This window comes from Cedecea sp. (assembly GCF_036500665.1).
Taxonomy (GTDB): Bacteria; Pseudomonadota; Gammaproteobacteria; order Enterobacterales; family Enterobacteriaceae; genus Cedecea.
This window is the reverse complement of sequence record NZ_DASYBS010000097.1, coordinates 1-22099: the sequence shown is the minus strand read 5'-3', so window position 1 is coordinate 22099 and position 22099 is coordinate 1. Positions and strand designations below refer to the sequence as shown.

The 22099-nt window shown below is 53.6% G+C and carries 20 protein-coding genes, 1 pseudogene and 1 other annotated feature; of the genes and pseudogenes, 12 read left to right on the top strand and 9 right to left on the bottom strand.

Going from position 1 to position 22099, the window contains the following annotated elements:
- Positions 1–3 precede the first annotated feature (3 nt).
- From hisH to hisL, 6 genes are all read right to left on the bottom strand, one after another.
- Entirely contained in the window at positions 4–594 is a 591-nt protein-coding gene (gene hisH, locus VGM55_RS15995; RefSeq protein WP_154189197.1) for an imidazole glycerol phosphate synthase subunit HisH, read from the bottom strand.
- Complete coding sequence (gene hisB / locus VGM55_RS15990; protein ID WP_154189196.1) at positions 594–1661, bottom strand: bifunctional histidinol-phosphatase/imidazoleglycerol-phosphate dehydratase HisB; 1068 nt, start codon at positions 1659–1661, stop codon at positions 594–596. The genes hisH and hisB overlap by 1 nt, the downstream gene beginning before the upstream one ends.
- The gene (hisC, locus tag VGM55_RS15985) at positions 1658–2740 is read right to left on the bottom strand and encodes a histidinol-phosphate transaminase (RefSeq protein WP_331635998.1); all 1083 of its coding nucleotides are present in this window, start codon (positions 2738–2740) and stop codon (positions 1658–1660) included. The genes hisB and hisC overlap by 4 nt, the downstream gene beginning before the upstream one ends.
- Positions 2737–4044, bottom strand: a complete 1308-nt coding sequence (gene hisD, locus VGM55_RS15980; protein WP_331635997.1) for a histidinol dehydrogenase — start codon at positions 4042–4044, stop codon at positions 2737–2739. The genes hisC and hisD overlap by 4 nt, the downstream gene beginning before the upstream one ends.
- A 4-nt stretch (positions 4045–4048) precedes the next feature.
- The gene (gene hisG / locus VGM55_RS15975) at positions 4049–4948 is read right to left on the bottom strand and encodes an ATP phosphoribosyltransferase (RefSeq protein ID WP_154189193.1); all 900 of its coding nucleotides are present in this window, start codon (positions 4946–4948) and stop codon (positions 4049–4051) included.
- Positions 4949–4985: 37 nt separating this feature from the next.
- Positions 4986–5108: a sequence feature (His leader region), on the bottom strand.
- Positions 5084–5134 carry a his operon leader peptide gene (hisL, locus tag VGM55_RS15970; protein WP_154189217.1) on the bottom strand — a complete coding sequence of 17 codons (51 nt, stop codon included), beginning with the start codon at positions 5132–5134 and terminating at the stop codon, positions 5084–5086. (Overlaps the previous feature by 25 nt.)
- Positions 5135–5333: 199 nt before the next feature.
- Here hisL and VGM55_RS15965 point away from each other — a divergent pair, with 199 nt between their 5' ends.
- From VGM55_RS15965 to VGM55_RS15955, 3 genes are all read left to right on the top strand, one after another.
- Complete coding sequence (locus tag VGM55_RS15965; RefSeq protein ID WP_331635995.1) at positions 5334–6161, top strand: SDR family oxidoreductase; 828 nt, start codon at positions 5334–5336, stop codon at positions 6159–6161.
- Between the two features lie 36 nt (positions 6162–6197).
- Positions 6198–7112 (top strand): LysR substrate-binding domain-containing protein, encoded by a 915-nt coding sequence (locus VGM55_RS15960; protein ID WP_154189191.1) that lies wholly within the window; start codon positions 6198–6200, stop codon positions 7110–7112.
- A gap of 425 nt (positions 7113–7537) precedes the next feature.
- Entirely contained in the window at positions 7538–8902 is a 1365-nt protein-coding gene (locus tag VGM55_RS15955; protein WP_154189190.1) for an APC family permease, read from the top strand.
- 61 nt (positions 8903–8963) lie between these two features.
- On the opposite strand, the gene sbcB is transcribed toward VGM55_RS15955, so the two are convergent.
- Both sbcB and VGM55_RS15945 read right to left on the bottom strand, forming a co-directional pair.
- On the bottom strand, positions 8964–10391 hold the full coding sequence (sbcB, locus tag VGM55_RS15950) for an exodeoxyribonuclease I (protein WP_331635994.1): 1428 nt from the start codon (positions 10389–10391) through the stop codon (positions 8964–8966).
- Positions 10392–10467: 76 nt separating this feature from the next.
- Positions 10468–11619, bottom strand: coding sequence for an acyltransferase (locus tag VGM55_RS15945; RefSeq protein WP_331636031.1), 1152 nt, complete (start codon positions 11617–11619; stop codon positions 10468–10470).
- Positions 11620–11871: 252 nt separating this feature from the next.
- Here VGM55_RS15945 and dacD point away from each other — a divergent pair, with 252 nt between their 5' ends.
- From dacD to VGM55_RS15920, 5 genes and pseudogenes are all read left to right on the top strand, one after another.
- Complete coding sequence (dacD, locus tag VGM55_RS15940) at positions 11872–13038, top strand: serine-type D-Ala-D-Ala carboxypeptidase DacD (protein ID WP_331635993.1); 1167 nt, start codon at positions 11872–11874, stop codon at positions 13036–13038.
- A 153-nt stretch (positions 13039–13191) separates the two neighbouring features.
- Positions 13192–13656 carry a DNA gyrase inhibitor SbmC gene (gene sbmC / locus VGM55_RS15935; RefSeq protein WP_154189187.1) on the top strand — a complete coding sequence of 155 codons (465 nt, stop codon included), beginning with the start codon at positions 13192–13194 and terminating at the stop codon, positions 13654–13656.
- A gap of 12 nt (positions 13657–13668) precedes the next feature.
- Positions 13669–14103 (top strand): glyoxalase, encoded by a 435-nt coding sequence (locus VGM55_RS15930; RefSeq protein ID WP_154189186.1) that lies wholly within the window; start codon positions 13669–13671, stop codon positions 14101–14103.
- A gap of 155 nt (positions 14104–14258) precedes the next feature.
- Positions 14259–15317, top strand: a pseudogene (locus tag VGM55_RS15925) (FUSC family protein).
- 173 nt (positions 15318–15490) lie between these two features.
- Complete coding sequence (locus tag VGM55_RS15920) at positions 15491–15826, top strand: DUF496 family protein (RefSeq protein WP_154189185.1); 336 nt, start codon at positions 15491–15493, stop codon at positions 15824–15826.
- A gap of 190 nt (positions 15827–16016) precedes the next feature.
- On the opposite strand, the gene VGM55_RS15915 is transcribed toward VGM55_RS15920, so the two are convergent.
- On the bottom strand, positions 16017–16325 hold the full coding sequence (locus VGM55_RS15915; protein ID WP_038481382.1) for an ArsR/SmtB family transcription factor: 309 nt from the start codon (positions 16323–16325) through the stop codon (positions 16017–16019).
- Positions 16326–16517: 192 nt separating this feature from the next.
- On the opposite strand from VGM55_RS15915, the gene fusA reads away from it, so the two are divergent.
- The 4 genes from fusA to VGM55_RS15895 form a co-directional block, all read left to right on the top strand.
- Positions 16518–18620 carry an elongation factor G gene (fusA, locus tag VGM55_RS15910; protein ID WP_331635992.1) on the top strand — a complete coding sequence of 701 codons (2103 nt, stop codon included), beginning with the start codon at positions 16518–16520 and terminating at the stop codon, positions 18618–18620.
- A gap of 766 nt (positions 18621–19386) precedes the next feature.
- Positions 19387–19968 carry a common pilus major fimbrillin subunit EcpA gene (gene ecpA / locus VGM55_RS15905; protein WP_331635991.1) on the top strand — a complete coding sequence of 194 codons (582 nt, stop codon included), beginning with the start codon at positions 19387–19389 and terminating at the stop codon, positions 19966–19968.
- Between the two features lie 59 nt (positions 19969–20027).
- Positions 20028–20705: a hypothetical protein gene (locus tag VGM55_RS15900; RefSeq protein ID WP_331635990.1), complete on the top strand. Its 678-nt coding sequence runs from the start codon at positions 20028–20030 to the stop codon at positions 20703–20705.
- Positions 20706–20722: 17 nt separating this feature from the next.
- Positions 20723–22099 (top strand): TcfC E-set like domain-containing protein (locus VGM55_RS15895; protein ID WP_331635989.1); only part of this gene is annotated, 1377 nt, incomplete at its 3' end.

The window sequence follows — 22099 nt, the reverse complement described above, 5'->3', positions numbered from 1 at the left end:
GACCTACATCTCCAGAAAGTTTTTCAGCAGCTGAGAGCCAGCCGCGCCGGAACGCTCAGGGTGGAACTGAACGCCCCAGAAGTTATCCTTTTGTACCGCCGCGGTGAAAGCTTCGCCGTAGTTTGCCTGGGCGATTGTATTTTCGCAGACCGGCATCGCGTAGCTGTGGACGAAGTAGAAGTACGCCCCGTCGTCAATGCCGCGGAACAGGCGGTCGCCTGCTTTCGGGTAAACCCGGTTCCAGCCCATGTGCGGCAGCGGCAGGCCAAAGTCTTTCATCTGCAACACCGGCTGCTCGATAATGCCCAGCATCTCAACGCCGTGACTTTCGTCGCTGCGGCTGCCGAGGAGCTGCATACCGAGGCAAATGCCCAGCACGGGTTGAGTACAGGCTTTGATCAGCTCCACCAGATCGCGTTCGATGATCTGGTTCATGGCCGCCTGCGCGGTGCCTACGCCCGGCAGAAAAAGTTTATCTGCACGCAGCACCACATCCGGGTCACGGCTCACCTGCGGCTCATAGCCGTGGCGCTGAATGGCAGATTTCACCGAATGCAGGTTGGCGCAGCCCGTATCGAGGATCACCACGTTCATCACAGCACTCCTTTCGAGGAGGGGAGCGTATTGCCCTCGACGCGAATCGCCTGGCGCAGGGTGCGGCCAAAGACTTTGAACAGGCTCTCCACGCGGTGGTGATCGTTCTTGCCTTTGGTTTTCAGGTGCAGCGTCACGCCCATGGTGTAAGAGAGCGAGCGGAAGAAGTGCTCCACCATCTCGGTGCTGAGATCGCCTACGCGCTGGTAGTTGAACTCGGCTTTGTATTCGAGGTGCGGGCGGCCGGAGATATCCAGCGCGCAGCGGGCCAGGCATTCGTCCATCGGCAGCACAAAGCCAAAACGAGTGATGCCGCGTTTGTCGCCCAGCGCCAGCTTAAGCGCTTCACCCAGCGCCAGACCGGTATCTTCGACGGTGTGGTGATCGTCGATGTACAGATCGCCTTTCACCGCGATCTCCATGCGGAAGCCGCCGTGAGTGCAGATCTGATCCAGCATGTGGTCAAAGAAACCGACGCCGGTGGCGATCTTGCTGCCGCCTTCGCGATCCAGCCAGACTTTGACGTCAATCTGCGTCTCTTTGGTGTTGCGTTCTACGTGAGCGTAACGGTCGCGCCTGGTCAGCTTCTCGGCAATTTGCTTCCAGTCCAGGCCGTCGCTGTTATAGCGCAGCCCCTGAATGCCCATGTTTTCAGCAAGCTCGATGTCCGTCGCGCGGTCGCCAATCACGTAGCTGTTGGCTTTATCCAGCGCGCCTTCCTGCAAATACCCGGTCACCAGCGCCAGCTTCGGCTTGCGGCAATCGCAGTTGTCCGCAGGCAGGTGAGGGCAAATCAGCACGTCATCGAAAATGATGTCCTGCGAGGTCAGCACCTGCATCATCAGATTGTGCGGGCCGTCGAAATCGGCCTGTGGGAAGCTGGCGGTGCCCAGTCCGTCCTGATTGGTGATCATCACCAGGCGGTAACCCGCCTTTTGCAGCTGCAGCAGAGCCGGGATCACCGCAGGCTCAAAGGCGAGTTTCTCCATGCGGTCGACCTGGTAATCACTCGGTGGCTCGGAAATCAGGGTCCCGTCGCGGTCGATAAAAAGTACTTTCTGGCTCATTTGCTCTCCGTGGCCTGCAGGCCGGGTTGCTGACGCAGCGCATCGATAGCGCGCTGGCACTCTTCGCGCGTGCCGATGCTGATGCGCAGGCAGCCGCTTAACGTCGGTTGTTTATTCTGGTCACGTAAGATAATGCCCTGATCCCACAGCGATTTAAAGACCGCGCTGGAAGCGGTAATTCTGGCGATCACGTAGTTGGTTTCGCTGTCGAAAACCTGCTCAACGCAAGGGACGCTTTTCAGCTCACCGATCAGGTACTGACGATTAAGCAGCACTTCGGCCACGCGCTCGCGCATCGCGTTAATGCCCTGCGGGCTAAGCGCCTGGGCGGCGATGTCGGCCACTGGCGTAGAAAGGGGGTAAGGGGCGATGACTTTTAGCAGCAGATTAATAACTTCTTCATTCGCCAGCGTAAAGCCGCAGCGCAGGCCCGCCAGCGCAAACGCTTTAGAGAGCGTACGCAGCACGACCAGGTTTGGGTATTCTTTCAGCCAGCCTGCCAGCGTCGCCTGTGGGCAGAATTCGATATACGCTTCGTCGGCAACCACCAGCGCTTTGCCTCGGGTCATCTCCAGCAGCACGCGCAGATCCTGCGGATTAATCAGCTGGCCGGTCGGGTTATTCGGGCTGCAAACATAAACGACTTTTACGCCGTCGAGGTTTTCCGCAATCGCCGGCAGGTCAAGCTGCCAGTTATCCAGCGTGGCAACGGTGCGGCACTCCACGCCGAAGGTTTCGGCGCTGACGGTGTACATGCCGTAGGTTGGAGGGCAATAGAGAATGGCGTCTTTGCCCGGTTCGCAAAACGCGCGAATCAGCAGTTCAATGCCTTCATCCGCGCCACGGCTCACCAAAACCTGCTCAGGCTTCACGCCCGCGTAGCTGGCATAGTTGGCGATGACCTGCTTTGGCTGGCACTCCGGGTAGCGGTTCAGCGTCTGCGCGGTTAACTGAAATTCTACCGGCGTCGGGTATTCGTTGGCGTTCAGCCACACGTCGCCGTTGCCGCCCAGGCGGCGGGCGGACTGATAAGGGGTCAGGGCGCGAACGTTGGCGCGGGCTAACTCTTCGATGCTCATGCTTGCTCCTTAAGGGCGGCGACGCGTAGGGTTACGGCGTTTTTGTGGGCGGTAAGCTGCTCGGCGGCGGCCAGGGTCTCAATGGTTTTCGCCAGCGAGGCAAAACCTTGAGGAGAAAGTTCCTGCACGGTCATACGCTTCTGGAAGTCCGCCAGCCCAAGGCTTGAGCAGGTGGCGGTGTAACCGTAGGTCGGCAGCACGTGATTCGTCCCGGAGGCATAATCGCCCGCGGACTCCGGCGACCAGTCGCCAAGGAACACCGAACCTGCGCTGGTAATGTCGTCTACCAGCTCACGGGCGTTGCGCGTCTGGATGATCAGGTGCTCAGGGCCGTATTGGTTTGATATCTCGATACATTGCGCTAAATCACGGGCGATAATCAAACGGCTGCTTTCCAGCGCCTTGCGGGCGGTTTCTGCGCGAGGCAGGGCAGCCAGCTGGCGCTCAACGGCCTCGGCAACGGCCTGAGCCATGGCGCTGTCCGGGGTCAGCAAGATCACCTGAGAATCCGGGCCGTGTTCCGCCTGAGAAAGCAGGTCGGAGGCTACGAAGTCGGGCGTTGCGCCGCTGTCTGCAATCACCAGCACTTCAGACGGGCCTGCGGGCATATCGATGGCCGCGCCATCGAGACGCTGGCTGACCTGGCGCTTCGCTTCGGTGACGAAGGCGTTGCCGGGGCCAAATATTTTGTCCACTTTCGGAATGCTTTCCGTGCCCAGTGCCAGGGCGGCAATGGCCTGCGCACCGCCTACCTGAAACACTTCCTGCACGCCGCAAAGCTGCGCGGCATATAGAATTTCGTCGGCAATCGGCGGCGGTGAGCAAAGCACCACTTTTTTACAGCCCGCGATGCGGGCCGGTGTTGCCAGCATCAGCACGGTGGAGAACAGCGGGGCGGAGCCGCCGGGAATATACAGGCCAACGGAAGCGACCGGGCGGGTGACCTGCTGGCAGCGCACGCCGGGCATGGTTTCCACGTCAACCGGAGCAAGCTGCTGTGCAAGATGGAACTTCTCTATGTTCGCGACGGCCACGGCCATCGCCTCTTTAATTTCACTGCCAAGTCTTGCCACGGCTTCATCGATTTGCTGCTGAGTGACCCGTAACTGCTTCACTTCAGTTTTATCGAACTTCGCGCTGTATTCACGCAGGGCGTCATCGCCGCTGCGTTTAACGTTATCAAGGATCTCTGCCACGGTGCGGGTAATGCTGTCCGAAGCGGAGATGGCCGGGCGCATCAGCAGCGCACGGCGAGCGGCTTCGTCGCAGTCGTTCCAGTTAATCAGCGTGTTGAAGTTACTCATCACATCACTCCATCATCTTCTCAATTGGCAGTACCAGAATGGAGCTGGCACCCAGCGCTTTCAGCTTCTCCATGGTTTCCCAGAACAGCGTCTCGCTGCTGACCATGTGCATCGCCACGCGCTGCTGGTCGCCGGCCAGCGGCAAAATAGTTGGGCGCTCGGCTCCCGGCAGCAGGGCAATCACTTCATCCAGACGCTCGGTTGGGGCGTGCATCATGATGTATTTGGACTCGCGGGCCTGAATCACGCCCTGGATACGGGTTAGCAGCTTGTCGATCAGCTGCTGCTTGGCTGCCGGCATTTCGCCATCGCGCTGGATCAGGCAGGCTTTGGAACGATAGATAACTTCGACTTCGCGCAGGCCGTTGGCTTCAAGCGTGGCGCCGGTAGACACCAGGTCGCAGATGGCGTCGGCGAGACCAGCGCGCGGAGCGACTTCCACCGAACCGTTCAGCAGGCAGGATTTAAACTGCACGCCTTTCTGGTCGAGGTAGCGCTTTAACAGGTGTGGATAAGAGGTCGCGATGCGTTTGTTGTTGAGGCTGGCTGGGCCATCCCAGGACTCGTCTACGGCGGTGGCCAGCGACAGGCGGCAGCCGCCGAAGTCCAGGCGACGCAGCGTGTAATAGCGCGGATCTTCACCCTGGGCACGGCGCGTCAGTAGCTCTTCTTCGAGGACGTTTTCACCGATGATACCGAGGTCAACCACGCCGTCCATCACCAGCCCTGGAATGTCGTCATCACGGACGCGCAGAATGTCGATCGGCATGTTTTCCGCCAGCGCAATCAGGCGCTGCGTGTGCAGGTTGATTTTTATGCCACAGCGGGCCAGTAATTCGCGTGAATCGTCGCTAAGACGGCCTGATTTCTGCATAGCTATGCGTAAACGGTTGTTGTCGATCATCGGTAGTTACCCCTTATCAATTCCTGTCTGACGCCCAATAAAAAAGCCCCCGAAAGATATCTTCCGGGGGCTTTTTCTCGCGTTCTAGCACCACTGGAAGATCTTTTCGTCTCCCAGCACCAATCGCCTGAAAGACTAGTCAGGGTGATGGTGATGATGGTGATTTTTAAATTGAGCGCGGTTCATAAAATTCTCGTATGAATGACTATTCATTATGTGCCGATTAACGTAAACCAGATTATGCGTTGAGCGCAAGGGTTTTTTCCGGGTTCATTAATATTCTGTTTGGCTGAGGGAATTGTCAGTTCTGCGCGGGTGGCGTAGCCTTAACGTAGGGCTAAATTCACTCGTCAGAAGATAATGCTACGAGGTCAGGAGAAAAGACATGAAAAGGGTCGCAATAGTCGGTTTAGGGTGGTTGGGAATGCCGCTGGCGCTCTCATTATCAGCGCGGGGTTATCAGGTCAGCGGAAGTAAAACAACGCTGGATGGCGTCGAAGCTGCCCGGATGTGCGGTATTGAAAGCTATCAGCTGCAATTGCAGCCTGAGCTGGTTTGCGACAGCGACGATCTGGATGCGCTGCTGGACGTCGATGCATTAGTGGTGACGCTTCCTGCCCGACGCAGCGGTGAAGGCGATGATTTCTATCTTCAGGCGGTGCAGGAAATTGTCGATAGCGCGCTCGCGCATGCCGTTCCGCGCATCATTTTTACCAGTTCGACCTCGGTATACGGCGAAGGCGAGGGGAACGTGAAAGAGACGACTCCGCTACGACCCGTCACCGCCAGCGGTAAAGTGCTCAAAGAGCTTGAAGACTGGCTGCACAAGCTCCCAGGAACGTCCGTAGATATTCTCCGTCTTGCCGGACTGGTGGGGCCGGAACGCCATCCCGGGCGTTTTCTGGCAGGGAAAACGGATGTGGCAAACGGACACCATGGCGTAAACCTGGTGCATCTGGAAGACGTCATTTCTGCCATTACGCTGCTGCTTCAGGCACCAAAAGGCGGACACATCTATAATCTTTGTGCGCCAGCCCATCCAACGCGAGAAGCGTTTTATTCGCACATGGCCCGGCAAATTGGCCTGGAGGCACCGCTGTTCCGTAAAGAGACGCAAACCGGCCACGGCAAGCTGATTGACGGCAGCCGTATCTGTAATGAACTAGGCTTCGAGTATCAATATCCTAATCCACTGATCATGCCGATGCAGTAGGTCAGCACAGGCAAATCACGCGCGCCGGGGGTGAGCATGAAACCTTTGCTGGATGTACTGGTTATTCTCGATGCGCTCGATAAAGAAGGGAGCTTTGCAGCGGCGGCGGCAAAGCTCTTTAAAACCCCTTCGGCGCTCAGCTATAGCGTTCAAAAGCTGGAAAGCGACCTTAATATTCAAATCCTCGATCGCAGCGGCCACCGTGCGCGTTTTACGCGTACCGGCCAGCTGCTGCTGGAAAAGGGGCGGGAGATTTTGCACTCGGTTCGTGAGCTTGAACAGCAGGCAATTAAGCTTCAACAGGGCTGGGAACACGAGCTCACCATCGGGGTTGATAATGCCTTCCCTTTTTCTCTGCTTACACCGTTAATCGAAGCGTTTTACCAGAGCTATAGCGTAACGCGTCTCAAATTTATCAATGATGTGCTTGGTGGCTCGTGGGAAGCGCTCACGCAAGGGCGCGCGGATATTATCGTCGGGGCGATGAGTGAACCGCCGTCGCTGAGTGGTTTTGGTTTTACGCTATTAGGGCGGCTGGAAATCGTGTTTGTCGTGGCCCCGCACCATCAACTGGCGAAGGCGGAAGAACCGCTAACCCGGCGTTTAATCAAGCAATCCCGTGCGGTGGTGGTGGGAGACACGTCCAGAATAGAGTCTGCCCGAGCCATGCATTTGCTGGAGGAGCAGGAGGCCATCACGGTGTTCGACTTCAAAACCAAGCTCGAGCTACAAATCAGCGGCATTGGCTGCGGGTATATGCCGCGCTACATGGCGCAGCGTTTTATCGACAGCGGGGCGCTGGTGGAAAAGCAGGTGGCAGGGCAGGTGCCGTATGTGCCGGTTTGGATTGGCTGGAATGAGCAAACTGCCGGGCTCGCCAGCGAATGGTGGCGCGAGAAAATCGTCAACGATCGGCATATCGCTCAGGTCTACATGTCAGCAGAAAAATAGTGCTTTTCTTTCTGGCGACATTTCACGAGTCATACTATGTTCAATGCAGCCAAACAGTAGTTATGGCAGCCATACGACGCTACAGGCCTATCTTCTTCTGCGGTACTGGATGTGGGAGGTTTTACTTCCGCCAGACGCGGAAAAAGAAATTGTCAAAGATGGCTTTAACATCTTGTCATTGTGCCAGTGAATGGTGCAAAATATGCGGCCTGCAAAATAGAAAACTAACCGACGTTTAAGAGACGTCGGTTATTTTTTTGCAACCAACTAAGTCAGACAAACGGCATTTGCCAAAAAAACCAAGAGGCCGGGCTTCGTACCGGATAGATACTAGCTTTTAAAAAACGACAGTCGTGTCGCCGAGGAAATTGAGATGGGGCAGATTTTTGCTTTTGCGCAGGCTTTCTCTATTGAGGGAAACAACCATGTCGCTTAACGTCACCGCAGGTGCAAACACCCGCCCAGGTCTGCATAAGACCCTGACGCTGGTTCCGGTAGTTATGATGGGCCTTGCCTATATGCAGCCGATGACCTTGTTTGATACTTTCGGTATTGTTTCCGGGATGACCGATGGCCATGTGCCGACGGCTTATGCCTTTGCTCTGGTGGCGATTCTGTTCACCGCGCTGAGCTATGGCAAGCTGGTGCGTCGTTTCCCGTCCGCGGGTTCCGCTTATACCTACGCTCAGAAATCCATTAACCCGCTGGTCGGTTTTATGGTGGGCTGGTCGTCGCTGCTGGACTATCTGTTCGCGCCGATGATCAACATTCTGCTGGCGAAAATCTATTTTGAAGCGCTGGTGCCCGGCGTCCCGTCGTGGATCTTCGTCGTGGTACTGGTCGGCTTTATGACCGTCTCTAACCTACGCAGCGTAAAAACCGTCGCCAACTTCAATAGCGTTATTGTGCTGCTGCAAATCGTGCTGATTGCGGTCATCATGGGCATGGTGGTTTACGGTGTTGCCGGTGGTGAAGGCGCGGGTACCCTGACAAGCAGCAAACCGTTCTGGTCTGAAAACGCACATATTGCACCGATGATTACCGGTGCGACGATTCTGTGCTTCTCATTCACCGGGTTTGACGGTATCAGCAACCTGTCTGAAGAGACCAAGAACGCCGAGCGTGTTATTCCGCGGGCAATCTTCCTGACCGCGCTGATTGGTGGCCTGATCTTCATCGTCTCTACCTATTTCCTGCAGCTGTACTTCCCGGATATCTCTCGCTTTAAAGATCCGGACGCGTCTCAGCCGGAAATCATGCTGTTTGTTGCGGGTAAAGCCTTCCAGGTTGGCGCGCTTATCTTCTCCACCATCACCGTGCTGGCTTCCGGTATGGCGGCGCACACCGGCGTTTCCCGCCTGATGTATGTGATGGGCCGTGACGGCGTGTTCCCGAACCGCTTCTTCGGCTACATTCATCCGAAATGGCGTACCCCGGCGTTTAACGTGCTGCTGGTTGGCGCGGTCGCGCTGATGGCTATCGACTTTGACCTGGTAACCGCAACCGCCCTGATTAACTTCGGTGCGCTGGTGGCCTTTACCTTCGTTAACCTGTCGGTTATCTCGCAGTTCTGGATCCGCGAAAAGCGTAATAAATCCCTCAAGGACCACCTGAACTACCTGGTTCTACCAACCATTGGCGCGCTGACCGTTGGCGCACTGTGGATTAACCTGGAAGAAAGTTCGATGATCCTCGGCCTGATTTGGGGTGCAATCGGTCTGATTTACGTTGCCTGCGTAACCCGCAGCTTCCGTAATCCGGTCCCGCAGTACAACGAAGACATCGCTTAATCGGCTTCGGTGAAATAAAAATGGCTCCTGACGGGAGCCATTTTTTTATCTGTAAAAAGCGTTAACCGACCAGGTACTGCGCGTATTCAAACAGCGCTTTAAGCAGGGCCATTTTCTCTTTATCCCCTTCATGCTGGTTATAGAGCGCTTCCAGCTCCAGGGCATAGGCCTGCAGGGCTTCCTGAGAAAGCACCTCCCGGCGGTGTTGCAGCCAGCGGTTCTGCTCTTCTTCGCTTAATGTGCCCGGCCAGTTGCGCGCGCGATAGTTGAAGAGCAGCTTCTCAATGCGCTCATCGGCAAAGGTGATATCCAGCGCCGGCAGATTCTGCGGGTCAGTTTCCAGCACGATGCGCATTGCCGCGCGGTCTGCATCGCTGAAGAAACCGTTGTAGAGCTGGGCATCCACGTTTTCAGAAGGCACAAACGGCTCGGCTTCAGCAAACAGCGTCACCACTTTTTCACGAACTTCCGGATGCTCACGCAGCACTTTCAGATTATCAAGACATTGCTGGCGGTTAATGCCGAGACGTTCGGCATCTTCCGGGCGCAGCGTGTTGGCGACGGCCAGCACCGGGCACTTGTTCAGATGCACCAGTTTGATCGGCACCGCGGCGTTATCCCCCAGCTCGGCTTTGGGCGTGTACAGGCGCTCACGCAGGGTGCTGGCCTCCAGCGCCAGCAGCGGAGAAATATCTCCGGCCAGGTCCACCATAATCACCGCATTACGGTTATCAGGGTGCCACGCCAGCGGCGCTATCCAGCTGGTATTGCCGCGCTGGGCGCCGAACATACCGGACACGTGAACCAGCGGCTTCATCTGTGGGATATCAATCAGCGTCTGTAGTTTCTGCTTCGAGCGGTGGCTGTAGAGATACTCAAACAGGCGCGGCTGACGAGTTTTCACCAGCTGAGCCATGGCGATGGTGGCGTAAACGTCTGACATGGCATCGTGCGCGTTGGCGTGCTCAATGCCGTTAGCTTTGGTCAGATGCTCCAGGCGGAAGCTTGGCAGCCCGTCCTCATTTTCCGGCCAGACAATGCCTTCGGGGCGCAGGGCGTAGCAGGCCCGCATCACGTCGAGCAAATCCCAACGGGAGTTGTCGTTCTGCCAGCTCCAGGCATAGGGATCGTAGAAGTTGCGGTAAAAGATATTGCGCGTCACTTCGTCGTCGAAACGCACGTTGTTGTAGCCCACCACGCAGGTCTTTGGCACGGTAAAAATACCGTGAATACGCTTAGCAAAGTCCGCTTCGTTTTCACCGCGCGCCAGCGCCTGCTGAGGCGTTATGCCGGTAATCATCACGGCTTCTGGCTGAGGCAGGTAGTCATCCGCAGGCTTGCAGTAAAACACTTCCGGATCGCCAATAACGTTAAATTCGCCGTCGGTGCGGAGCGCGGCAAACTGGGCCGGTCTGTCCAGCGAAGGGCTTTTGCCGAAGGTCTCGTAATCGTGAAACAGAAATGTAGCTTGCGATGCAGAGTCAGACACAGAGGTTACCATTGAGCGAGTTGTAATCGGACTCAATGGTAAACCATCTGCTGGCTCATCAGAAGGAAAAGCGCGTTTAAGATGCTGCCCGCGGGGACTTCAGCCCGGCGCGGCTTATCAGGCGTTTACCCAGCGCGATACCGCGTTTTTCTACCTTGTGGTAGAGCGCAATGGCAATCAACCAGACCACAGGCAGCACGATAGCCGTCACCATCAGGAAGCGAATCAAAGAGGGCTGGTGGGCAAAGGCGGTGTAGTGGACGAGCAGACCGATCGTGGGGAGGACAATCATCAGGTGCAGCAGGTACACCGAGTAAGACACGTCCCCCAGGAACAGGCTAAACCGGCAGGTGAGCAGCTTTCTCGGGGCGTCTGTCATCTGGCGCAGGCGACCCTCGCCCTGGTGCTGCCAGAGCAGCAGCGTCATTCCCGCGATCATTATGCACTCTGCCATCAGCCGCAGGTGAGTTTCCGCAATATGCATCTGCCAGGCAATGACCGGGGCGAGCAGCGCCAGCGCACAATAGCGCAGGTTTCTCTGCATCACCGCGTGGGATATCAGCATGCCGGCGATAAACAGCGGCAGCTTTATCACGATCATCGACGGCATCGGGAAGGCGTTGAAGTAGTCAGGAAAGAGCCAGCGAGCCGCCAGGCAAACGACCATCAACAGCGTGGTGCTGACCGCAAACCCGTAGCGCATCACCAGTAACATGATGAATGGGAATAGCAGATAATACTGCATCTCCAGCCCAATGCTCCAGTCGGGCAATACGGTGCGGAAAGAGTAAGCCGGTAACAGGCCGAAAATAAACGTCAAATGGCTGAAAATATTCAGTGCGGAATGGTCAGCATAGCGACTGCTTGCGGTGGCGGTTGTCGGCCAGGCGCTGGCGATAATATCGCGCATTTCGCCAAACCAGCCGCCAAAAATCAGCGCAACGGCCAACAGCAGATAATAGAGCGGGGCGATGCGAAAGAAGCGGCGTAGCCAGAATTTACGAAAAGTCTCCGGACTATTCCACGGTTCTTTTTCCCGGCGTTCCTGGTAATTTTTGGCCATCAAATACCCTGACAGTAAAATAAATAAATCGACCCCCATGCCAGGGTCGTAAAGAATGGGAATGCGGCACTGCACCAGCAGGCAAATGTGGCCGAGCAGAACCCAAAGCGAGGCCAGACCGCGCAGTCCTTCCAGCTCAGGAGACCAGCGTTTACTTTCCACTATAAGATAACCTTTATCTGTATTTTCTTCGGTCAGAGTAAAAATGAATCAAAGCCGCCACAATCAGAATGTCGCGCAATCGGGGAATATCAGAATAAACGCAGTACAACGCACGGCAGGAATATATCCGTACAAATGTCATTCATTACTATTACCAAATATGAAATGTCATATTTTCTTGCAATTTAAAGAAGCAAATTAACAAGAACTCCCGTAAAACGAGCCGCTGTAAATTAAGTCTTTGAGGAAATGCCGTTGAAAACCCGCCTGCTTGTTGCCCTGAGCTTTATGTCCCTTTCCATTAACGCCGCATTAGCTGATGATATTTTCCCCCATCAGCCGCAGCCGCCTCAGGTAGAGGCTGGTGCATGGGTGCTGATGGATTACACCACCGGGCAGGTGCTGACCGCAGGTAATGAACACGTACAGCGCAACCCGGCGAGCCTCACCAAACTGATGACCGGCTATGTGGTAGACCGCGCTATCGACAGCAAACGTATCACGCCGGACGATGTCGTCACGGTGGGCAAAGATGCCTGGGCAAAAGGCAATCCGGTCTTTGATGGTTCATCGCTGATGTTTATTAAGCCCGGCGACAGGGTCACCGTGCGTGACTTAAGCCGCGGATTGATCATCGACTCCGGTAACGATGCCTGCGTCGCGCTGGCAGACTATGTGGCGGGGGGGCAAAAGCAGTTCGTGGGCATGATGAACCACTATGTGGAACAACTTGGCCTGCATGACACCCATTTTGAAACCGTTCACGGCCTTGACGCGCCAGGCCAGCACAGCTCTGCTTATGATCTGGCCGTATTATCCCGCGCAATTATCCACGGCGAGCCGCAGTTCTACCATATGTATAGCGAGCGGAGCCTTACCTGGAACGGCATTACCCAACAGAACCGTAATGGCCTGCTGTGGGATAAATCACTCAACGTTGATGGCCTGAAAACAGGGCACACCGAGAGCGCAGGCTTCAACATTATTGCTTCCAGCGTGCTCGGCCAGCGCCGACTGATTGCGGTGATTATGGGCGGTCTTAGCTCAAAAGGACGTGAGGAACAGGCTCGCAAGCTGCTGCATTGGGGGCAGGATAACTTTGATACCGTGCAGGTTTTGCAAAAAGGCAAAGCCATCGGCAGCGAGCACATTTGGTATGGGGATAAACCAAACATTAGCGTTGGCCCGGACCATGACGTTTTCCTTGCGCTACCTAAGTCCGAAGTCGCTCACATCAAGGCTAAGTATGTGCTGAGCAAACAGGATATGGAGGCGCCCCTTGCTGCCAACGCGCAGATTGGCGAAATTCAGCTGTTTGATGGCGACAGGCTTATCTCCCATTGGCCGCTGGTTAACCTTACGCCGGTGGAGAAAGGCGGGATGTTTTCACGCCTGGGCGATTTCATTAGCCGCAAGCTTTAACCGTTTTGAATGCGCATAAGCCGCGCGACTTGCGCGGTTTTTTTTGCCCAGATTTCTTGCGAAGCAGCTCCCAAAACTGGCAGCTTGTGCCTACGCCAAAAACGCTATAGTGTATAAATGTACAGTGCATTTATTCATCAGCGTGGAGGCAGTATGACATTCAACGTTCAGCAAGTTCCGGCGCGTAAAGTGGCCGGCTTTCATCTGGTTGGGCCGTGGGAAACAACGGTACCGCAGGGGTTTGGTCAACTGGCAATGTGGGCTAAATCCCACAGCCTGAACGGCGAGTGGCTGGCCGTTTATTACGATGATCCGGACGTGGTTCCTGCGGAAAAGCTCCGTGTTGACACCGTGATTAGCGTCGGTGATGACTTTGATATCCCAGAGAACAGTGAAGGCGTTATTGTCACGGCGCTTGAGGCGGGTACCTACGCTGTTAGCCATGCAAAAGTGGAAAATGAAGCATTCCAGGCAGCCTGGGAGACCTTCTTCAACCAAATCGAAGCGGATGGCGGCTATCAGCTGACCGGTAAGGCCTGCTATGAAATCTACCTTAACGACGGCTCCGCGTCCGGCGTCTGGGAAATTGATATGTATATCCCGGTGACGAAAGCCTGACAGGAGCAAACTATGACGGATGCGTTAGCCGGGTTAAAGGTGTTATTTGTTGCCGGGTATGGCCCTATTCCGCGTGATGTGGCGGTCAGCACCGGGTTTTATCAGCAGGTGCTTGGGCTGCCGCTAAAGACAATGGAAGGCAACGAGGACTATCTGGCAACGGAACACGGTGCGCTGGATGGCGTAAAACACTTTGCGCTCTGGCCGCTCTATCAGGCTGCCCAGTCCTGCTTTGGTGTCGACAGCTGGCCTCAGGACCTTGTTATTCCGCAAAGCTGGGTGGAGTTCGAAGTTGAAGACGTCGGGCAGGCGACGGCGGTGCTGAAGCAGTCAGGGTACCGGATGCTGGTGGATAACCGTATGGAGCCCTGGGGGCAAACGGTGTCACGCTTGCTCAGCCCTGAAGGTTTGCTGGTCGGGATCACCGTAACTCCCTGGCTTCGTTAGCGTCGGTCAACCTGGGCGGCAGGTTGCCGCCCCATTTCTGATATTCAGCAAAGAAACGTGAAATATCCCGCGTTAAAACCCTGTGCTACGCGGCTTTATGATTTCTTTGCGAGAAAAACGGGTACAATTTCTTTTTTGTTTCCGGAGAGCCGGGTGTGCGCCCCGACAAATCACTGACCCCGTTTGAGATCCGTATTTACCGTAATTATCGTGTCGTTCACGGTATACGTATCGCGCTTGCCTTTGTGCTGACGTTTATTTTGGTTCGCCTGCTGCAGATCCCTGAGGGAACCTGGCCTTTGATCACGCTGGTCGTCGTGATGGGGCCTATCTCATTTTGGGGTAACGTGGTTCCACGCGCATTCCAGCGCATTGGTGGAACCATTTTTGGCGCAGCAGTTGGGCTAATAGCCCTTAAGCTTGAGCTTTTCTCGCTGCCGCTGATGATAGTCTGGTGTGGATTAGCGATGTTTTTGTGCGGTTATCTGGCGCTCGGCAAACGTCCCTACTAGGCGTTGCTTATCGGCATCACGCTCTCCGTGGTTGTCGGGGCGCCGCCGGGAGACATGGAGATTGCGCTGTGGCGCAGCGGTGACGTTATCTTTGGCTCTCTTCTGGCCATGTTATTCACCAGCGTTTATCCGCAGCGGGCGTTTATTCACTGGCGTATCCAGATGGCGACCTTCGTGCAGGCGTTCAGTAAAGTCTATACCGCCGGTTTTTCGCCAAACCTCGTGGAGCGCCCGCGGCTGGAAAAACCGCTGCAGAAGATCCTCAATGACGTCGTTAAAATGCGCGCCTTAATTGGGCCAGCCAGCAAAGAAACCCGTATTCAGAAGTCGGTCTTTGAGGCCATTCAGACTATTAACCGCAACATGGTGTGTACCCTGGAACTGCAGATAAACGCTTACTGGGCAACGCGAGCCAGCCATTTCGTGATGATTAACGCCCATACGCTGCGCGATACTCAGCAAATGACACAGCGAACGCTGGTGGCCATTGCGAAGGCGCTGCATGAAGGGAATCCTTCGCCTATATCTGCCAACACGGAAAAACTGAATGAAATTGTCTATGAATTGCGTCAGCTGATGGAAGGGGGACAAGGCGGCGATCTGCAGGAGACACCGATTCATGGCTACGTCTGGCTTAGTCTCGAACTCGCTCGCCAGCTTGAGCTATTGTCGCACCTTATCTGCCGGGCATTGCGCAAATAGCGCGCGTAAAGCGCAGAAATGACAAAGCTTGTTTCGATTCAGCAGAAATTGAGGTTAAGATAGGGCAAGCCCGTTAGTGAGACTGACAAAAAATTGTAATCGTCAACCGCTACTACTAAGGTTATGGCGGTTGTCTTAACGAATCCGAGTACCAATTTAGCAGGGGTGTAAAAATGGAAAATATCAAACCAACCTTCCAGGACGTTCTGGAGTTTGTGCGTCTGTTCCGTCGTAAAAACAAACTGCAGCGTGAGATCCAGGACGTAGAGAAAAAGGTCCGTGACAACCAGAAGCGTGTGCTGCTGCTCGACAACTTGAGCGACTACATCAAGCCAGGTATGAGCATTGAAGCGGTGCAGGGCATTATCGCCAGCATGAAAACCGACTACGAAGACCGCGTGGATGACTACATCATCAAGAACGCAGAGCTGTCTAAAGAGCGTCGTGAAATTTCTAAAAAGCTGAAGGCGATGGGCGAGCAGAAAGTTGTCGATACCAAAGCTGAATAACTTCAGTGAATCTAAAATAACCGCCTTCATGGGCGGTGATGAGGCTGCTGACAAAGTTCATTGCTCTAAAAAAGACCGAACCAGGTCTAATAAAAACAATGAATAATGTTTTCTGGTTTGCCCCAAACAGTCGAAAACCACGTTTTTCGGCTGTTTGTCATCAATCTGACCGCCTTCATGGGCGGTTTTTTTATGCCTCGTTCACCATAACCCGCAGTAAGGTTTCCAGTAGCCCGGGGAAACGCGCATCCAGATCTTCACGTCGTAACGAGATCAGATTCTCACGCCCCTGAGGGCGCTGCCAAATGACGCCGCTATCGCGCAATACGCGCCAGTGGTGGGTCATGGTCGACTTCGCCACATCCTGACGTAAAGCGCCGCAGGTAAGTTCTTCGCCACCGGCGAGCGATTTAACAATCCCCAGTCGCAGCGGGTTACCCAGCGCAAAAAGGACATTTTCAAGGCGGATTTGTTCTCGTTCGGGATGGTTGGCGATCATACTCTTCCTGTATCGGCGGTTACGGCACGGCGGCCGGCTACTATAACAAACTTGCCGGGCTTCGACTGTATCGAGATTAACGATAGCTCAAATTGTTCGAATATACTCGTACAGTTGTACTATGATGATGGCGAACAAATTGGGCGGCCATCCTGGCCGTCGCTTAACAGTCAAAAAGACTAAGGACACATCATGCCCCGACCCATCCCTCTCGAACGCTATCGCAACATTGGTATTTCCGCCCACATTGATGCCGGTAAAACAACTACGACCGAACGTATTTTGTTTTACACCGGCATGAGCCACAAACTGGGTGAAGTTCACGATGGCGCAGCAACGACAGACTGGATGGCTCAGGAGCAAGAGCGCGGCATTACCATTACGTCCGCCGCGGTGAGCTGCTTCTGGCCGGGTATGGATCGCGGTTTTGAACCGCACCGTATCAACATCATCGACACGCCGGGACACGTGGACTTCACCATTGAGGTGGAGCGCTCCATGCGCGTACTCGACGGCACCGTAATGGTTTATGACTCCGTGGGTGGCGTGCAGCCGCAGTCGGAAACCGTCTGGAGACAGGCCAACAAATACGGCGTGCCGCGCCTGGCGTTCGTCAATAAAATGGACCGCCCGGGGGCCGATTTCTTCCGTGTGGTACAGATGATGATTGATCGCCTGAAGGCTAATCCGGTGCCGATTGTGATCCCCGTTGGCGCAGAAGATAACTTCACCGGTGTGGTGGACCTGATAAAAATGCGGGCCATTTTATGGGATGACGCGACCCAGGGCATGACGTTCAGCTATGCGCCGGTGCCGGAAGATCTGCTGCAAACCGCGCTGCAGTGGCGGGAAAAAATGGTGTCTGCGGCGGCGGAGGCCAACGATGAGCTAATGGAAAAATACCTGGAAACCGGCGAACTGAGCGAGGCGGACATTATTGTCGGCCTGCGAGCCCGCACCCTCTCCGGGGAAATCCAGCCGATGCTGTGCGGCAGCGCGTTCAAAAACAAAGGCGTGCAGCGCATGCTGGATGCGGTTATTGAGCTGATGCCTTCTCCGCTCGACATTCCTTCTATTCAGGGCGTGGACGAGAAAGGGCGGACAATTGAACGCCACGCAAACGACGACGAACCGTTCTCGGCGCTGGCTTTCAAGCTGATGACCGACCCGTATGTTGGGCAGCTGACCTTTATCCGTGTTTATTCCGGCGTGCTGCGAAAAGGCGATTCGGTTTATAACCCGGTAAAAGGCAAAAAAGAGCGTATTGGCCGTATCGTGCAGATGCATGCGAACGACAGGCATGAGGTTGACGAGCTTCGCGCCGGCGATATCGCGGCCTGCGTAGGGCTGAAAGACGTCACTACGGGGGATACGCTAACTGACCCGAATGCGGTAATCACCCTTGAGCGGATGGAGTTCCCCGAGCCGGTGATTTCACTGGCTATCGAGCCGAAGACCAAGGCCGATCAGGAAAAAATGGGCATCGCGCTGCAGCGTCTGGCGGCAGAAGAGCCCTCTTTCCGGCTGCATACGGATGAGGAATCCGGCCAGACGATTATCTCCGGCATGGGCGAACTCCATCTGGAAATCATCGTGGACCGGATGAAGCGCGAGTTTGGCGTGGAGGCTAACATCGGTCGGCCTCAGGTTACCTACCGCGAAACGATCCGCAAGACGGTGAAAGATGTTGAAGGCAAATTTGTGCGCCAGTCCGGCGGTAAAGGGCAGTACGGCCACGTGGTGCTGACGCTTGAGCCGCAGGAGCCGGGTAAAGACTTTGTGTTTGAAGATGCGACTAAAGGGGGCGTGGTTCCGCGCGAGTACATTCCTTCCGTGGAAAAAGGCCTGCGCGAAGCCATGAACACCGGCGTGCTGGCCGGGTATCCGGTGGTGGACATCAAAGCCACCCTAACCTTTGGCTCTTACCATGACGTTGACTCTTCGGAAATGGCGTTCAGGATGGCGGCGATTTTTGGCTTCAAGGATGCGGCGCGCAAGGCAGATCCGATCATTCTGGAGCCTGTCATGCACGTCGAGGTGGAAACACCGGAAGAGTACGCTGGTAACATCATGGGCGACCTCTCTTCCCGCCGCGGCATGGTGCAGGGCATGGAAGAGCGGTTTGGCAGCCAGATAATCCGTGCCGATGTGCCGCTGGCTGAGATGTTTGGCTACTCCACCACGCTGCGCTCAATGTCGCAGGGGAGAGCGACCTACAGCATGGAGTTCCACCACTATGCTGAAGCGCCGCGTAACGTGGCCGACGACATTATCGCCAGCCGTACAAACGCTTAAACGCTAATAAAAAGGCGGATGGGGTTTACTTATCTGTCTTTTTTTCTGATGCTACAACTAACGTTCTCTTTTTACCGCAGCGTTCTCTCCTCGCTATTCCCGCCTTACAGCCATCGTGAGTGTCAAAAATCCGCAAAACCTGTTTTTATAGTAAATGTCCAGGGCATAGTCTGAGAAGATGTTGGGATGGAAATATAGCGTTGTGAATTTCATCTTTAAATTTTTTATTATGCATCCAGGCTGCATAGATTCATGGTAAGCATGAATTCATGCTTTATATTACCTCTGATTAATTAATGACGCCGTAAGGCATCCAGAAAAAGGCATCTTAAAAAATATTCATGGTGGAAAAATTCTTATTTATATCCGTTCAATGCGTTTTTTTCGGGGACTTTCCTGGGGGCTTTATGATAATTAGATCGTTTTTCATATAATTCATTGATTAAATGGGGCTTCTGGTGGGTGAGGGGCACCGATGTCATCCGTGGATATCGGCGTCGGCTCTCCGCTTTTGATAGTCTTTACTTCTTGTTTGCATGTATATTGAATGTTTTCATCTATTGTTTATGCTCGGTGTTTCTTGTTAAAAAGTAGGGGCTGGGATGCGACTAGTGTTTAAGTAAAGCATTAAATTAATGCAGTGATAGCTATCAATTTTTATTTCTCAAATTCATAAGCGTTTGAGTGGCATGTTTTTATTGAATAGCGTTAATGCATAAATAAAACGTCCCTGTTAACGGATTAATTTTTTACAAGGGTATATTAAATGAAGAAACTAACTCTGGCTGGTCTGATCGCTGCGTCTTTTATTTGTACAAACGCAATGGCCGCAGAAACTAAGGCCTATGCAACGGCGACCTGGGATGCCTCTGCGACCAAAGATACAACCAGCATTCTGGTTGTGACCCCGCTGAAGCCACTGTCTTTCCAGTACGCAGAAGGTATTGAAGCATTCAATCAGCAAAGTGGTGCGTTTGACATTACTCTCCAGGGCCAAAGTGGCGCGACGGACTTTAAGCTGACTTCACAGATTGTGGCTAACACCCTTTCTCGCCCTACTGATGCTTCGACCCTGGATGTGGGCGTAGCATGGAATGGGGTGAAACTGAGCAAAACTACACCGACAACCTTGATTGATATCGCCCGTAATGTTTCTGCGGGGCTGGATGCGCTTGCCGTAAGTTCGGCTTATGCCGGCAGCGGCCGTAGTTCTGCCCAGGGAACATTCACCTTCACCGTCGACTCCGCTACCAGCGATGGCACCACTGCTGAGGCGTTCTCCAACCTGAATGACGGTTACTGGAACGGTGATGTAAAGGTGCAGTTTAATGCGGTCTGGATCATCTAAGGCTTTATGAGGGTAAGGAGGGGTCTTTATGGCCTCTCTGGTTTAACACAGAAAATGATATGAAAATATTACAACCGATTGCGTTGCTCTTTCTGGCTATGGCTGCCTCTCCCGGTTTCGCCGTCAGCGTTGGGGAGGTTACTTCTATGATGCATCCCGGGCGTTCAGTCTTATCAAAAGAGATCGCTAACAACACGGATTCAGCGCGCTTTGTTAGCGTCACCGTGGAAAGAATTTCAAGCCCGATGGAGGATGGTGTTGTTATTCGTATGGATAGCAAAGCGGAACTGCTCTCTACGCCAGCGAGCCTGATTCTGCCCGGGCATACTAAAGAGAATTTTCGCTTTATTTATAACGGGCCACGCGATAACAAAGAAAGATATTACCGCCTGCTATGGCAGGATGAACCTATTGCTGAGCATGATACCACATCAAATCGCAAGCAGGGGTTGGCAACAACATCTGCGGTTATTGGCACTCTTCTGGTTGTATTACCGAGACAAACGACATTTGATTTTAAATATCAGAACGGAACGGTAACCAACACCGGTAATGCATCATTCCGGGTGATCGCTTATGGACCCTGCAGCGAAAAGAATAAAGATATAGGGAAGGGGTGCCGGGAGAGGTATTACTTAAAACCTGGAGTCAATGTCAAAATAAAGTATGCAGATATAGCAAATAAAAAAACTCGCATTGGTATTTGGCATGACGAGAAGTTCATAAGCGTAAAATAAAGTTTAAGGAAAAGTCTATGGAGAGACTTGGTTATATAAAAGGGGCTTTTTATCTCGGCATGCTTTTTGTTGTGAACCCAGTGTTTTCATCGTCTCTGTCAGTGCCGGTTAGAATTCATAACTATATTATTCCTTCGGTGTTTGCTGATGCTCTGCAGCAGGGAATGACCGTTCCGGTATTTATTCGCTATGATAATGGAACGCCGAGTGGTGAGCGGAGTCGCCAGAAAATAGCTGATGCGATTATTGTAGTCAGGGATGGGGCTTTTTGGGTGAATCAGATTTCATTGAGCGAACAGCCTGAACGTACGGAATTGTCTCCACAGCTTAATAAGCTGCTTGGTGAAATAAAGGCAAGGAATTTCAATCAAGAAAGTAAGATCTATATTAATCGCGATGCATTCCTGACTCTCGATATGAAATCTTTTTATCTGGAGATGACGGTTAATAAAAAAGCAATGGCCGCCGCTATTTTACCACGTAGTAATCTGCTGGGGGAGTCCTCGGCCACGCAGGCATCCAGCATTTTGAATTACACTTTCGGCAGTTATTACAATAAATACCAAAACACGGACAGCTCCAGCAGCTACCTGACCGTGGACAACACTAGCGCATTTCGTGAGCATCATCTTAACGTTAATGGTTCCGCCTATGGTCTTGGCTCGTCAAACCAAAATACCGAGTTATACCGCATCATGTATGAGCGAGACTATCAGGGGCATCGACTTGCTGTTGGTATGATTGATACCTGGAATCTGCAGTCTATTGCCAGCATGAGCGCGCTGAACTCCAGTAGAATATACGGTGCCAGCTATGGCAACGTAAGTAATACGCTTATAGAAGACAATACGTTATCACTTATCCCCATCGTTGCTTTTTTGCCCGCCGCAGGGGAGGTTCACGTCTCCCGTGAAGGGCGCTTATTAAGCATCCAGAACTTCCCTATGGGGAGCTATGAAATCAATACGGCACGCCTGCCGTTTGGAATATATGATGTTGAAATACAGGTGGTTGTCAACGGTAAAGTGGTTAATTCACGAATTGCCCAGATCAACAAAACTTTCTCCCGGCAGTCGAGCTTAACCGATAATATTGGCTGGCAGATCTTCAGCGGAATGCTGGAATATAATCACACGGATTACAGGAAAAAAAGAAATATCAACTACGGTAAAAAAGAAACGTGGCTGGCGGGGCTCGCTTTCAATAACACTAAGCCCTGGCTCGCTGGTGTAGATCTGAAATCGACGTTTTACGGTTTTGATAGCAATGGTGTTACCGAGTCAGAAGTTAATATTGCATTTACTGACTATTTTAACCTGAATCAGCAGTTGCTGGCCGCCACGGAAGGAAGTATCCAGAGTACCAGCACCGCTAATCTTGCCATACCTGATGGG